This is a genomic window from Pseudoxanthomonas sacheonensis, from assembly GCF_031455975.1.
Lineage (GTDB): Bacteria > Pseudomonadota > Gammaproteobacteria > Xanthomonadales > Xanthomonadaceae > Pseudoxanthomonas_A > Pseudoxanthomonas_A sacheonensis_A.
On the sequence record NZ_JAVDTT010000001.1, the window covers coordinates 970,051 to 983,314 of the forward strand.

Consider the following 13,264-nt stretch of genomic DNA (forward strand, 5'->3'; position numbering starts at 1 on the left):
CGCCAGCGTCCGGCGACACCGATTTGCGGGCACGAAAAAGCCCGCCAGTCCGAAGTCGTAAGGGGAGGGGAGCATACGTACTTCGGGTGGACTGGCGGGCTAGTAACGATTGTTACGTTTTATATGGTGCCTTGCAACAATTTTTTGGGAACGGTGTGTGCCGTAGTTTAGCTGCTGCTTATTTGGCGGATTTGCTCGTGTTCTTCCTGGCCGGGGCGGCCTTTTTCGCAACGGATTTCTTGGCCACGGCCTTTTTCGCGGCGCTCTTGCGCGGCGCGGCGCCACCGCCCAGCTTGCGCAATTCGCCATTCAACGAATCCACGCGGTCGATCAGGGCGCTGAGGTCTTCGCGGCTGGGCACTTCCAGGCGGCGCAGCGCGCGCTGCACGCGTTCCTCGAACACCTTTTCCAGGCGGTCCCAGGTGTCGGAGGCCCGTTCGCGCGCCTGGCCGACCTTGCTCTCGACCGCATCGCGTACCGCGCCGACCTTGCCGCCCGCGACCTTGCGGGTGAGTTGTTCGACCGAGAGGCCTTCCTTCACCAGCGTTTCAAAAAGTTTGTTGCCTTCGGCCTGGGCGCGGCCGAAGGCGCCGACGCCAGCAAGCCACACTTGCTGCGCCGATTCGCCGAGGTTCTTGGAAAGACGTTCTGCCTGCGCCTGCAGGTTGGGGTTGTTCGCGGAGGTGGTCTTGCGCGCGGTTTTCTTCAGCTTGGCCATGGGTTCCGTCGACAAATCGAATGATTGAGGAAGCCGAAGAATCGCCTGCTTGTCTAGAGCTTTCACACCACCCGTGAGCGCGTCGCCTAAGCGCGTGGACTCGCCTTGCCGCCAACTCGGCCGGTCGATTTCAACGCAGGGGCGGTACGCCGCGCGCGGCGCTTGGCCACCACTTGGTCGACGTCGTCGAGCGCGCGTCGCAGGCGCGCGGTCGTTTCGGTCATGCGCGGGGCGACATCCAGGCCATCCAGTAGCGAACGGTGGCGGTCGTTGATGATTTCGTCGCGCAGGCCGATGCCGTGCGCGGCCAGCATCGGCCGCAGCACGTCGGCGCGTTTGCGCAGGTCGGCCAGGGTATTGCGATAGGCGAGCTGGCAGACCCGGTGGCGCGCGGAGAAGCTGAAGAGATTGGTGAAGAACAGTTCGCTGTCTTCTGCGTTCGGCTCGAACACCAGCTGGTCGATGTTGGGGAACTGGTGCGGGTATTTCTCCATGCCGATCTGCATGCGCGATTGCAGCAGGGTGCGCAGGGTCTGCGACAGCACGGCAGGCAGGCCGCCGCTGGCCAGTCCGCGCCGCTCTTCCTCGCCGGCCTGCGGCGCGGCATTGCCGGCGTCGAAGGGCACCAGCGGATTGATGCCGATCATCAGGTCGATGCCGCGTTCCAGCACGGTGGAAGCATGCATGGTCCGGCGCAGGGCGCCATCCAGGAAATGGCGGCCGTTGATCTGCACCGGGGAATACAGGCCCGGCAATGCGGAGCTGGCCTGCACGGCTTGCGAAATGGGCACGCCGTCCCAGCCTTTTTCGCCGAAGCGCACGGCTTCGCCGCTGTCCAGGTCCACCGCCACCACGAACAAGTCGGCGCCGAGGGTGCGGAAATCGTTGCTGCGGCCGCGGCGGGTGAATACATCGCGCAGGAAGCTTTCCACACCCTCGCTGTCGAAGAGGCCGGTCGGCACCAGCCCGCCGAAACGCAGGATCAAGTCCGACAAGCGTGTGGCCTTGCGCGGATTGAGCATCAGCCGGCGCGCCCAGTCGGCATACAGGCGGGGCAGGGTGGCGGCGCGGCGCAGGTACTCGCCTACGTTGGGCTTGAGGAATATCTCCGGGCGGAACTCGGCATCGTCGCTGGTGCCGGTGATGAAGATGCGGCACATCTCGGCGGTGCTCATCCGGTTGGCCAGGCCGGCGGCGAGGAAAGCGCCGGAACTGACGCCCACGTAGCAATCCATGCGGGTCAGGTCCAGGCCATCCATCGCCTCGTCCATAGCCCGCAATGCGCCCAGTTCGTACATGCCGCCGATGGGGCCGCCGCCGGCGATGGCAAGGCCTATGCGGCCATCGGAGCCACGTTTCTGGGCGCTATGTAATGAGAGCATGCACAATCCGGCTGCGAAAAACTGCCCGAGTGTAGCCGACAAGTTCTAGAGCTTGTAAACGTTATCCCCATAGCAATAAGTAGGGTGGAAGCTTGCGATCGGGTACCTTGCCCCCCGATCATTCGGTGCATGGCACGCGGCAACCCCCTCATCGAACGGCTCGGACGCCGCCTGGCCTGTCACCAGGCCCTCCACGACCCCGAACGCGAACCCCGCAACCGGTTGCGCTGGCTGCCGATCCTGCGCAGCTGGCAGACCAAGCGGCTGGAAAACAGCTTCGAGCATTTCCTTTACGACCCGCAGCGGCGCGCGGCGGCGCTTTTCTTCCTGACCGACGTCTACGGCGATCGCGATTTCAGCCGGCGCGACGCGAACATAGCCAAGGTAGTGCCCATGATGCAGCGCCTGTTGCCTGCGGCGGTATTGGGCACGGTCGCCGGCGGCATCGAGCTAGGGGCGGTGACCCATGCGCTGGATCTGCGCATGGCCGAAGCACTGCAACGCATCGCCCCTACACGCAAGCGGCTGGACGCGGAGTTGTATGGAAAGGCTTATCGCCAGGTGGGGCACCCGCGGTTGCGCGTGCATCAGATCGATCTGATCTCGGGAGTGGGCGTGGGCCTGGCGAAGGCGGTGCGCACTCCCGGCGTTTCCATGCTGCTGCGCCTGTCGCGCGGTCCGGCCAAGGCCAGTGGGCTGGGGGAGCTTCAGGGTTTCCTGGAGCGCGGCTTCGCCGCTTTCTCCGCGCTGGGCGACGGCAAGGCTTTTGTCGCCGATATCGAAGAATCCGAGCGCGTAGTGGCCGAGCGGCTGTTCGAAGGCGACCCCGATCCGTTTAGGTAGGTCGGGGCTACGCCCCGACGCGCGGATCACCGAAGCGTCTGGGGCGTAGCCCCGACCTACGTCAGTCGAATTTTTCGCTCAGCACGCGCCTGATTTCGGATTCGATCGGATCCTTCAGCATCGACAACATGAAGCCGAGCTGCGCGGTGACGTGCAGTTTCTTCGGCGACAGTTTGATTTTTCCATCGACGCCGGATCGGTTGAAGGTGAGCGTGTCGCCGTCCCATTCGTGTTGCATGCCGAAGCGTTCGGACAGTTTCTCGGCGACGTCTTCCAGCGCCTTGCGCGCCTGTTTCGGCGTCTTGGAGTGTTCGTGGTGGATGTCGATGCTGGGCATGGGCTCGGTTCCTGCTGTACTGGACTTGTTGTGCTGTGCTTATTGTGCGCAAGCTTGCCGCCGAGTCCAAGCCGCAACGCGGCATGTTAGTCTCGCGCGTCGTGGAAAACCTCAGACTCCATTTCGGCAACCGCCAACAACCCGATCGCGCGCTGGTCACCGGCGTGCATCGTATCGTGCGCGAAGCCAGCGGCCTGCTCGGCGTGGGCGATAACGCTCAGGGCGCCTTGCTGGCCCAGTTCTGCATGGACCGTCGCGGCTTGTGGCTGCAGGTGGCCTCGGGTATCCGGGGCATCCACGTCAACGGCAGGCCGGTACAACGCATGGCGCTCTTGCGCGCCGGCGATACGGTTTACCTCGACGGCGCCGAAATCCTGGTGCAGGCTTCGCACCAGGGTCTGGACGCGGTGCCGCCGGCCGATCCGGCCGACGGCAGCGATCCGCGCATCGTCCTCCGGGGCGTGGGCGGCAAGCACCATGGGCGCGCCTACGCGCTGTCGCAACCCTGCCTGGTCGGAGCTTCGCCCAACGCGGCGATCCGTATCGACGATCCGGGTTTTGCCGACCGTCATGCGCAACTGGAACGTCGCGGAGACCGCGTGCTGTTGCGCGATCTGGGCTCGTCCAGCGGAAGCATGGTCAACGGCGTTGCGGTGCGCGATGCCTTGCTCGCGTCCGGCGACCAGGTCGCATTCGGCAGCCAGCACCGGTTCTTGGTGGAAGTGCCCTGGCAGGAGGCCTCCGGCGACGCCCCTGAATTCACCGACGACAGTGTCCAGGAGGGAACCGGCGCGGATTACGCTCCGGCCAAGCTGCACTCCCTGCGGCGCTGGCCATGGTTGTTGCTGGCGGCCCTGTTCCTGGCTGCGATGCTCAGCGCGCTATTGCTGTTCGGCGCCGGCTGAAGGCTTTCCACGCGCGCCAGCCCAGCAGCACCGCCAGGATCGCGGCGTACAACAGCGGTTCGCGGATGTCGGATTTCACCAGCCACCAGAAATGCAGCACGGCCAATACGCCGGCGGCATAGACCAGCTTGTGCAGGCGTCCCCAGTTGCGCCCCAGGCGCTTGATCCAGCCCTTGGTCGAAGTGATGGCCAACGGCAACAGCAACAGCCAGGCGCTGAAACCCACGGTGATGTACGGGCGCTTCACGATCTCGGCGAATATCTGCGTCCAGTAGCCGCGCAGGTCGAGGCCTAGATAGGCGGCGAAGTGCAGGCAGGCGTAGAAGAACGCGTACAGGCCTAGCATGCGGCGGAAACGGATCAGCACCGGCTGCCCGGTCAGTTGCCGCAGCGGGGTGATCGCCAAGGCGACCATCAGCAGGCGCAACGCCCACAGGCCGAGGCGGTGTTCGATCTCGGCCACCGGGTCGGCGCCCAGCGCGTCGCTATTGGTCTGCCAGACATCGTAGAACTGCCAGGCCAGGATCGCGGCAGGCGTCAGCGCGGCGACGTGCACCAGGGTTTTGGCGATGATGATGCCGCTGGAGGTCTTGGCCATTGCAGTCCGTTGTAGGTCGGGATCGATAACGCGTAGGAGCGACGTAAGTCGCGATGGATTTATAGGAAGCCCCCTTCGCGACTTACGTCGCTCCTACGTGCCCCTGCGCTCGGGTCAATACCATTTTTTTAGATCGAGCCCGGTATACATCGAAGCCACCTGCGCCGCGTAGCCGTTGAAGAGCTGGGTGGGGATGCGCTCGGCGAACAGTTTGCTGGCATTGCCGGCGATGCGGCGCTCGGTCTTCTGGCTCCAGCGCGGGTGGTCGACAGCCGGATTGACGTTGGAGAAAAAGCCGTACTCGGAAGGTTGCAGGTCGTGCCAGGCCGTTTCCGGCATCTTTTCCACGAACTTGATCTCCACGATCGACTTGATGCTCTTGAAACCGTATTTCCAAGGCACCACCAGCCGCAGCGGCGCGCCGTTCTGCTGCGGCAGCGGCTTGCCGTACAAACCGGTAGCCAGCAGGGTCAGCGGATGCATCGCCTCGTCGATGCGCAGGCCTTCGCGATACGGCCAGTTGATCGAGTTGTAGCGCACGCCAGGCATCTGCCTGGGATCGGCCAAGGTGGTGAAGGCCACATACTTGGCCTTGGAAGTCGGCGCGAACTTCTTCAGTACCTCGCCCAAGGGCACGCCCAGCCACGGGATCACCATCGACCAACCTTCCACGCAACGCAGCCGGTAGATGCGCTCTTCCGGCGTCAGTCCCTTGATCAGGTCTTCCATGGAGATGCGTCCGGGCTTGGCGCATTCGCCGCCGACCGCCACCGACCATGGCTTGGTCTTCAGAGTCTTGGCGGCGTTGGACGGGTCGGTCTTGCCGGTGCCGAATTCGTAGAAATTGTTGTAGCTGGTGATGTCGGCGAACTTGGTCAGTTCCTCGGTGGTACGGAAACCCGAACGCGCCTGCGCCGGGGTGACCACGGTCTTGGGGGCGGCGGGCGGCTCGGCTTCGGCGCAACCGGCCAGGGTCAACGCCGGGGCCATGGCGAAGGCCTGCAGCAGCGTGCGGCGCTCGCGGTAGACCGACTCGTCGGTGATCTGGCTGGCGGGGATTTTCAGTGCGTCGCGGAGTGGCATGGTGGCGTTCCTTGGGATTGCCAACTATAGAGGCGGGCACACGGCAAAAGGTTTCGCGGCCGCCCGATCCAGACAGCAGAAGTTACGTTTGAAACCAGGACTGCTCTGGGTGCTGCGCTGCGGCATACTAGGCGTCCACTTTGCAGGCTAACCATGACCCGCGTCTTCAATTTCAGTGCCGGCCCCGCCACCTTGCCGGAATCAGTACTGCTGCAGGCCCAGGCGGAAATGCTCGACTGGAATGGGGTGGGCGCCTCGATCGTGGAAATCAGCCATCGCAGCGCCGATTTCATCGCGGTGGCCGCCGAGGCCGAAGCCGACCTGCGGACCCTGATCGGAATTCCGGAAAATTACGCGGTGTTGTTCCTCTCCGGGGGCGCCACCACCCAGCAGGCTCTGCTGGCCCTGAATTTCGCTGCGCCCGGCCAGACCGTCGACTACGTGGTCACCGGCCACTGGGGCAAGACGGCGATCAAGCAAGTCGCGCCGTATGCCAAGGTGAATATCGCCGCCGATGGCGAACCGGAAGGTTTTCGCAGCATTCCCGCGCGCGACGGTTGGAAGCTGACGCCCGACGCGGCTTACGTGCACATCACCGCCAACGAAACCATCCATGGCGTCGAATTCAGGCCGGTTGACGGCAAAGGCGCCGCGCCGGACGTCGGCAGCGTGCCGCTGTTCGCCGACTTCAGCTCCAGCATCGCCTCGGAACCCATCGATGTGTCCAAGTACGGCGTGATCTACGCCGGCGCGCAGAAGAATCTGGGTCCGGTAGGCGTGGCGGTGGTGATCATCCGTCGCGATCTGCTGGAACGCAGCGGCCAGCCGCGCGCGGACATCTTCGACTACCGCTCGCATGCCGCACGCGACTCCATGCTCAACACGCCGCCGACCTGGAACTGGTATCTGGCCGGACTGGTGTTCAAGTGGATGCTGGCGCAGGGCGGGGTGGCCGAATTCGCGCGCCGCAACGCCTTGAAGTCGAAGCTGGTGTACGACGCCATCGACGCTTCGGGCGGGTTCTACCGCAACGAAGTGGTGCCGCAGGCGCGTTCGCGCATGAACATCCCTTACTTCCTACCGGACGAGACGCTGACCGCGCGCTTCGTGGCCGAGTCGAAAGCGGCAGGCCTGCTGGCGCTGAAGGGCCACAAGGCGGTCGGCGGCCTGCGTGCTTCGTTGTATAACGCATTGCCGGTAGAAGCCGCGCAGGCGCTGGTCGGCTTCATGCACGATTTCCAGAAACGCAATGGATGAGGCTTTCGTAGGAGCGACGTAAGTCGCGAATCGATTGCAGGTGATTTCCATCGCGACTTACGTCGCGCCTACGACCAAATTGATCAAAGTAATCGGATTACCCATGGCCTCGAAAATCAAGAAAACAGCGAAAGTCGCCAAGCCGGCCGCGAAGAAACCCGCCAAGGCCGCCGTCTCGCCGCCGGTTCTGGCCGACGTACGCGCCCATATCGACGGCATCGACCGTCAGATCCAGGGCCTGATCGCCGATCGCGCCGCGTACGCACTGCAGGTCGGCAAGGCCAAGGGCAAGCTCGCCGCCGCCGTCGACTATTACCGCCCCGAGCGCGAGGCCCAGGTGCTGCGCATGGTGGTGGACCGCAACGAAGGCCCGCTCAGCGATGAAGTGCTGGTGCATGTATTCCGCGAAATCATGTCCGCCTGTCTGGCGCAGCAAGAGCCTTTGAAAGTCGGTTTCCTCGGTCCGGAAGGCACTTTCAGCCAGCAGGCGGTGATGAAGCACTTCGGCCGCTCCGCGCACGGGCTGCCGCTGGCCAGCATCGAGGAAGTATTCCAGGAAGTGGAGAACGGCAACGCCGATTTCGGCGTGGTGCCGGTGGAGAATTCGGGGCAAGGCACCATCCAGGTCACCCTGGACATGTTCCTCACCTCCAACCTCAAGATCTGCGGAGAAGTCGAGCTGCGCGTGCACCAGTATCTGCTGTCGCGTACCGGCCGCATCGAGGATATCGAGCGCATCTACTCGCATCCGCAGTCGTTCGCGCAGACTTCTTCCTGGTTGCGCTCCAATCTGCCCAAGGTCGAGAAGATCCCCGTTTCCAGCAACGCCGAAGGCGCGCGGCGCGCCCGCAATTCGGACGACGCGGCTGCCATCGCCGGCGAGAGCGCCGGCCACGTCTACGGCCTGAAGAAGGTCATAATGGCCTCGATCGAGGACGACGCCGACAACACCACGCGCTTCCTGGTGATCGGCCGGCAGATCTTCCCCTCGTCGGGCCATGACCGCACCTCGGTGCTGGTATTCATCCGCGACCAGCCCGGTGCGCTGTTCAATGTGCTGAGTCCGTTCGCGCGCCACGGCATCAGCATGAACCGCATCGAATCGCGGCCCTCGCATCATGCCAAGTGGGAGTACGGATTCTTCATCGACCTGGCCGGCCATGTCGAGGACGAATCGATGAAAAAGGCGCTGGCCGAATTGGAAGCGCATTCGGCCCAGATCAAGGTGTTGGGTTCGTATCCGGTAGCGGTGCCTTAAGTCTTGATCCTGCTCCTGCACTTGGCTCTGCTTCTGCCTCCTCCCTTGCGCGCAGCGCAGGGGAGGATTGAGGAGGGGTGCTCTTGATCTTGCCTCGTTTCTCTACCATTACTTCAAAAGAAAAGCGTTTCGCGCTTTGCGCGAGTCACTTTTCTTTGAACGGCAAAGAAAAGTAACCAAAAGAAAGCCGCCCTAACGTCGCGCCCGGCGATGAAGCCGCCGGGTCCGCAAGCAGGCCGGGAATTTCCGTAAGGCGCATCCTGCGCCTCCGGAAACGGCGCACATCCTTGTGCGCCGCCCCTTCGGGGTTTGCCCGGCCTGCTTGCCGCGTCTCACGGGGCTAGTTAGAGCTAAAGCCAAAGAACAGAGATGACCAGCCATTCGGCTGTTGAAAAACACTTCCAGCTTTCGCTGGGATGACGGTACAGGCGAGTAGGATTCAAAGAATGACTGAAAAGCAAAACTGGAGCGTTTCCCCCGGCCAAGCGCTGCGCGGCGAAATCGAGATCCCGGGAGACAAGTCGGTCTCTCATCGCGCGGTGATGTTCGCGGCCCTGGCCGATGGCGTCTCTCGCATCGATGGTTTCCTTGAGGGAGAAGACACCCGCGCCACCGCCGCGATCTTCTCGCAGCTAGGCGTGCGCATCGAAACCCCTTCATCTTCGCAACGCATCGTGCACGGTGTCGGCGTCGACGGCTTGCGCGCGCCTGCAGGGCCCTTGGACTGCGGCAACGCCGGCACCGGCATGCGCCTGCTGGCGGGCTTGCTGTCCGCGCAGAACTTCGACAGCGTTCTGGTGGGCGACGAATCGCTTTCCAAACGTCCTATGCGCAGAATCATGGATCCGCTGGCCAAAATGGGCGCGCGCATCGATTCCGAGCCGGGCGGCGTGCCGCCATTGCGCATCCACGGTGGACAGCCGATCCGCGGCATGGACTACACGTTGGAAGTGGCCAGCGCGCAGGTGAAGTCCGCGGTGTTGCTAGCCGGTCTGTACGCCGAAAGCGAAACCGTGGTGCGTGAGCCGCACCCCACCCGCGACTACACCGAGCGCATGCTCTCGGCATTCGGTGTGGAGATCGAATTCTCCCCAGGCCACGCGCGTCTACGTGGCGGACAGCGTTTGCGTGCGACCGATATCGCCGTGCCCGCAGACTTTTCCTCGGCGGCGTTTTTCATCGTGGCCGCCAGCATCGTTCCCGGTTCGGAACTGCGCTTGCGCGCCGTCGGGCTGAATCCGCGCCGTACCGGACTGTTGATCGCATTGCGCGCGATGGGTGCGGACATCACGGAAGAAAACCGCAGCGAGCATGGCGGCGAACCGGTCGCCGATCTGGTCGTGCGTCATGCGCCGCTGCATGGCATCGAAGTGCCGGTGGAAATCGTGCCGGACATGATCGACGAATTCCCCGCCCTGTTCGTAGCCGCGGCCTGCGCCACCGGCAACACCGTGGTGCGCGGCGCGGCCGAACTGCGCGTCAAGGAATCCGACCGTCTCGCTTCGATGGCGGCGGGCCTGCGCACGCTGGGCATACGGGTGGACGAGACTCCCGATGGTGCCACCGTCCTTGGCGGCCAAATCGGAAGCGGTGCAGTGGACAGCCATGGCGACCATCGCATCGCCATGGCCTTCAGCGTGGCCGCCCAGGCGGCGTCCGGGAAAATCGAGATCTCCGATGTGGCCAATGTGGCCACCTCGTTCCCGAACTACGATGCGCTGGCGCGAAGCGTCGGGTTCGGATCGTTTACTGGCTCTTGAACTCCACCGGCACCACCACGGCGCCGGCTACGGCCTTGCCATCCTTCATCGCAGGCTCGAACCGCCATTTGCGCACGGCGTCGGTCACTGCCCGGTCCAGATCGCGGCTGCGTTCGCCGCTGCGTTCCACCACCGTGACATCGGTGGGGTTGCCGGCGGCGTCGACTTCGACGCGTACGCTTACGCTGCCTTCCACCCCTGAGCGCAGCGCTTGCGGCGGGTATTTCGGCGCCTGATTGCCGGCCAGCGGCGACGGATCGCGGGTGAGCTTGGCGACTGGCTTGGGCTTCGCTTCGGGCTTTTTCGCTACCGGTTTCTTTTCCGCCACTACCGCGGGGGGCGGTGTCGTTTCTCCGACCAAGGCGGGCTGTTGGGTGGTGGCGGACGTGTCGACTGCTTCGGTGGCCTGCCGTTTTCCATACCACCACAGGCCCAGTGCGATCAGCGCCACCAGCACCAGCAACCAGAGCAGCGCGCTGCTGTTGCGCGGAGGAGCGACTACGGGGGCATCGGGATCGACGCGGTTGTAACCGGGATCGTTCGGATTGGGTGTGGACATACTTGACCTCCCTGAACAAGTGGATGAACAGGTGGGAGTCTTGCACGCGGGTTTGTTGCGAAAGCGTCACGGCACCGTGAAAGCGCCTATTCGGCGCCCAGGCCGTTCAGGTTCGGAAGCTACTGGTCGGCCTTGAAATCGATGGGGATGACCAGGCTCGCGGCGACGGCCTGGCCATCGCGTTGCGCGGGCATGAAACGCCACTTGCGTACCGCTTCCATCGCCGCGCGATCGAGGTCGCGCGAACCGCTGCGCTGGACCAGCGCCACGCCTGCCGGAGCGCCGTTGGCGTCCACTTCCACCCGCACCAGCACCGTGCCGCTTTCGCCTCTGCGCAGTGCCTCGCTAGGGTAACGTGGCGGCGGCGTCTGTCCGGCGAGCGGAACCGGCTGGTCGCCCGGCGCGAGTGCGACGGTGCCCGGCGCGGTCGCAGCGCCTACCTCCGGAGCCACGGGCAATCCGGTTTCGTCGATGGGTGCCGGCAAGGGCGGCGGCGGCGCTGTTTCCACCAGTTGCGGGCGGTCCGCTTGTTCGGCGCCGGTGCCCGCCGAAGGCATGTCGCTGGCGCTGTCGCCGCCGGCCAAAGGTTCCGGCAGGGCTTCCAGTTCGCTCAAGGGCTTGCCGGGCGCGGTGGGCTCCACTTTGTAGAACGCCTGGTCGCGACCCATCCACCAGACGATCAAGAACAGCACCAGCCCGATTCCGAAGGCAATGCCCGCGATACGCAGCGCGCTGCGCGGCAAGCGGAAAACGTAGTCGTGGTCTGGCGGATTGGAGGCGGGCATGGCGGGTTCCGGTCGGTTCGGGGACGATTCTGACATGGCCGGCGGCGATACGACGAGGCAACCGCCTGCGGATCAGGCGATAATTAAGCTTCGATATCCACGAATTCATTCCATGCTCGATCCTGTCCTGCTTCGCTCCAACCCCGCCGAACTCGCCCAACGCTTGCAAGCGACCCGCGGCTACAACCTCGACGTGTCCGGGTTGGAAGCGCTGGAGTCCTCGCGCAAACAACTTCAGACCCGCACCCAGGAGTTGCAGAATCTGCGCAATACGCGCTCCAAGGCCATCGGCCAGGCCAAGGCCAAGGGCGAGGATACGGCGGCGTTGATGGCGGAAGTAGCCGGTTTCGGCGAAGAGCTGAAGGTTTCGGAAGTCGAGCTGGAGCGCATCCGCGGCGAGATCGAAGCCATCGCGCTGGGCATCCCCAACCTGCCGCACGACAGCGTGCCGCCAGGAAAGGACGAAAGCGCCAATGTGGAAGTGATGCGCTGGGGTACGCCGCGCGCTTTCGATTTCGCGGTAAAGGATCATGTGGAACTCGGCGCCCGCCATGGCTGGTTGGATGGCGATGCCGGGGCGAAATTGTCCGGCGCTCGTTTCACCGTGTTGCGTGGGCAGCTTGCGCGACTGCATCGGGCGCTAGCTCAATTCATGCTGGACTTGCATACAGAGGAGCATGGATATGAGGAAACGAACGTTCCGCTTTTAGTGAATGCTGATTCAATGCGGGGAACTGGTCAGTTACCAAAGTTTGAAGAAGACCTATTTTTCACGATGAAGCCGTATGGAGAAGATGGAAATAGGCTGCTCGCGCGAAAGAGTGTTCTGGAGGAACTTATTTGGTCTGGCCAACAAGTTAAAGACTCGCAAAGCGTTATCGATAACCCAAACGGTCCAGATGGGCTAGCGCTTCTCGGAGTTTACGAGTCCGTTAAGAAGGTGATTCAAGATCAAAAGGACAAGTATCTGATTCCAACCTCGGAAGTGCCGCTGACCAATATCGTCCGCGACGAGATCCTGGAAGACGCGGCATTGCCGCTGCGCATGACCGCGCATTCCATGTGCTTCCGCGCCGAAGCTGGCAGCCACGGCCGCGATACCCGCGGCATGATCCGCCAGCATCAGTTCGAGAAAGTGGAAATGGTCTCCATCGCGCGTCCCGCCGAAAGCTACGACGAGCACGAGCGCATGACCCGCTGCGCCGAGGTGGTGCTGGAAAAACTGGGTCTGCCGTACAAGCGGATGCTGCTGTGCGCCGGCGATATGGGCTTCTCCGCCACCAAGACTTACGATCTGGAAGTCTGGTTGCCTTCGCAGGACACTTACCGCGAGATTTCCTCGTGCTCCAACTGCGAGGACTTCCAGGCCCGCCGCATGCAGGCGCGCTGGCGCAATCCCGCCACCGGCAAGCCGGAACCCGTGCATACGCTCAATGGTTCCGGTGTCGCCGTGGGCCGCGCGATGATCGCGGTGATGGAGAACTACCAGAATGCGGATGGCTCCATCACGGTGCCGGAAGTGCTGCGTCCCTACATGGGTGGCATCAAGACCATCGCTTAGTCGTCCAGCCGGCAGAACAAGCAACGTCATCCCAGCGAAAGCTGGGATCCATTTTGATCTTGATCTGGCTTGGCGCGGGATGGGAAACGGCAAAAGCCAAAGGCACAAGCCAAAGGCACAAGCCAAAGCAAAGTCAAAATGGATCCCAGCTTTCGCTGGGATGACGACCAGGGATTCCAGCACGCTCGCCGAAAATAACGAGCCCGCCGCAAGCGGGC

12 protein-coding genes and 2 pseudogenes are annotated in these 13,264 nt (G+C 63.5%); 7 read left to right on the top strand and 7 right to left on the bottom strand.

Annotated features, from left to right (window positions below):
• Positions 1-178 precede the first annotated feature (178 nt).
• Complete coding sequence (locus tag J2W94_RS04390) at positions 179-718, bottom strand: phasin family protein (RefSeq protein WP_310090496.1); 540 nt, start codon at positions 716-718, stop codon at positions 179-181.
• 86 nt (positions 719-804) lie between these two features.
• Complete coding sequence (locus J2W94_RS04395) at positions 805-2,100, bottom strand: patatin-like phospholipase family protein (protein ID WP_310090497.1); 1,296 nt, start codon at positions 2,098-2,100, stop codon at positions 805-807.
• 129 nt (positions 2,101-2,229) lie between these two features.
• Here J2W94_RS04395 and J2W94_RS04400 point away from each other — a divergent pair, with 129 nt between their 5' ends.
• On the top strand, positions 2,230-2,943 hold the full coding sequence (locus tag J2W94_RS04400; RefSeq protein WP_310090498.1) for an FFLEELY motif protein: 714 nt from the start codon (positions 2,230-2,232) through the stop codon (positions 2,941-2,943).
• A 61-nt stretch (positions 2,944-3,004) separates the two neighbouring features.
• On the opposite strand, the gene J2W94_RS04405 is transcribed toward J2W94_RS04400, so the two are convergent.
• The gene (locus J2W94_RS04405; protein ID WP_310090499.1) at positions 3,005-3,280 is read right to left on the bottom strand and encodes a polyhydroxyalkanoic acid system family protein; all 276 of its coding nucleotides are present in this window, start codon (positions 3,278-3,280) and stop codon (positions 3,005-3,007) included.
• A 101-nt stretch (positions 3,281-3,381) separates the two neighbouring features.
• Here J2W94_RS04405 and J2W94_RS04410 point away from each other — a divergent pair, with 101 nt between their 5' ends.
• Positions 3,382-4,185, top strand: a complete 804-nt coding sequence (locus tag J2W94_RS04410; protein ID WP_310091573.1) for an FHA domain-containing protein — start codon at positions 3,382-3,384, stop codon at positions 4,183-4,185.
• Here the strand turns inward: J2W94_RS04410 and msrQ are convergent.
• Together msrQ and msrP are read right to left on the bottom strand one after the other, a co-directional pair.
• Positions 4,154-4,783, bottom strand: coding sequence for a protein-methionine-sulfoxide reductase heme-binding subunit MsrQ (gene msrQ / locus J2W94_RS04415; protein WP_310090501.1), 630 nt, complete (start codon positions 4,781-4,783; stop codon positions 4,154-4,156). The genes J2W94_RS04410 and msrQ overlap by 32 nt on opposite strands.
• 114 nt (positions 4,784-4,897) lie before the next feature.
• Complete coding sequence (gene msrP, locus J2W94_RS04420; protein ID WP_310090502.1) at positions 4,898-5,866, bottom strand: protein-methionine-sulfoxide reductase catalytic subunit MsrP; 969 nt, start codon at positions 5,864-5,866, stop codon at positions 4,898-4,900.
• Between the two features lie 153 nt (positions 5,867-6,019).
• Here msrP and serC point away from each other — a divergent pair, with 153 nt between their 5' ends.
• From serC to aroA, 3 genes are all read left to right on the top strand, one after another.
• The gene (gene serC / locus J2W94_RS04425) at positions 6,020-7,123 is read left to right on the top strand and encodes a phosphoserine transaminase (protein ID WP_310090503.1); all 1,104 of its coding nucleotides are present in this window, start codon (positions 6,020-6,022) and stop codon (positions 7,121-7,123) included.
• Positions 7,124-7,226: 103 nt separating this feature from the next.
• Positions 7,227-8,381, top strand: a complete 1,155-nt coding sequence (pheA, locus tag J2W94_RS04430; RefSeq protein ID WP_310090504.1) for a prephenate dehydratase — start codon at positions 7,227-7,229, stop codon at positions 8,379-8,381.
• Between the two features lie 446 nt (positions 8,382-8,827).
• Complete coding sequence (gene aroA / locus J2W94_RS04435) at positions 8,828-10,141, top strand: 3-phosphoshikimate 1-carboxyvinyltransferase (RefSeq protein ID WP_310090505.1); 1,314 nt, start codon at positions 8,828-8,830, stop codon at positions 10,139-10,141.
• Here aroA and J2W94_RS04440 read toward each other — a convergent pair.
• Together J2W94_RS04440 and J2W94_RS04445 are read right to left on the bottom strand one after the other, a co-directional pair.
• The gene (locus J2W94_RS04440) at positions 10,128-10,700 is read right to left on the bottom strand and encodes an energy transducer TonB (protein ID WP_310090506.1); all 573 of its coding nucleotides are present in this window, start codon (positions 10,698-10,700) and stop codon (positions 10,128-10,130) included. The genes aroA and J2W94_RS04440 overlap by 14 nt on opposite strands.
• A 119-nt stretch (positions 10,701-10,819) precedes the next feature.
• A complete protein-coding gene (locus J2W94_RS04445; protein WP_310090507.1) occupies positions 10,820-11,485 on the bottom strand; it encodes an energy transducer TonB in 666 nt (221 codons plus the stop codon).
• A gap of 112 nt (positions 11,486-11,597) precedes the next feature.
• On the opposite strand from J2W94_RS04445, the pseudogene J2W94_RS18130 reads away from it, so the two are divergent.
• Together J2W94_RS18130 and serS are read left to right on the top strand one after the other, a co-directional pair.
• A pseudogene (locus tag J2W94_RS18130) lies at positions 11,598-12,320 on the top strand (serine--tRNA ligase); the annotation flags it as partial.
• A gap of 117 nt (positions 12,321-12,437) precedes the next feature.
• Positions 12,438-13,046, top strand: a pseudogene (gene serS, locus J2W94_RS18135) (serine--tRNA ligase); the annotation flags it as partial.
• Between the last annotated feature and the right edge of the window lie 218 nt (positions 13,047-13,264).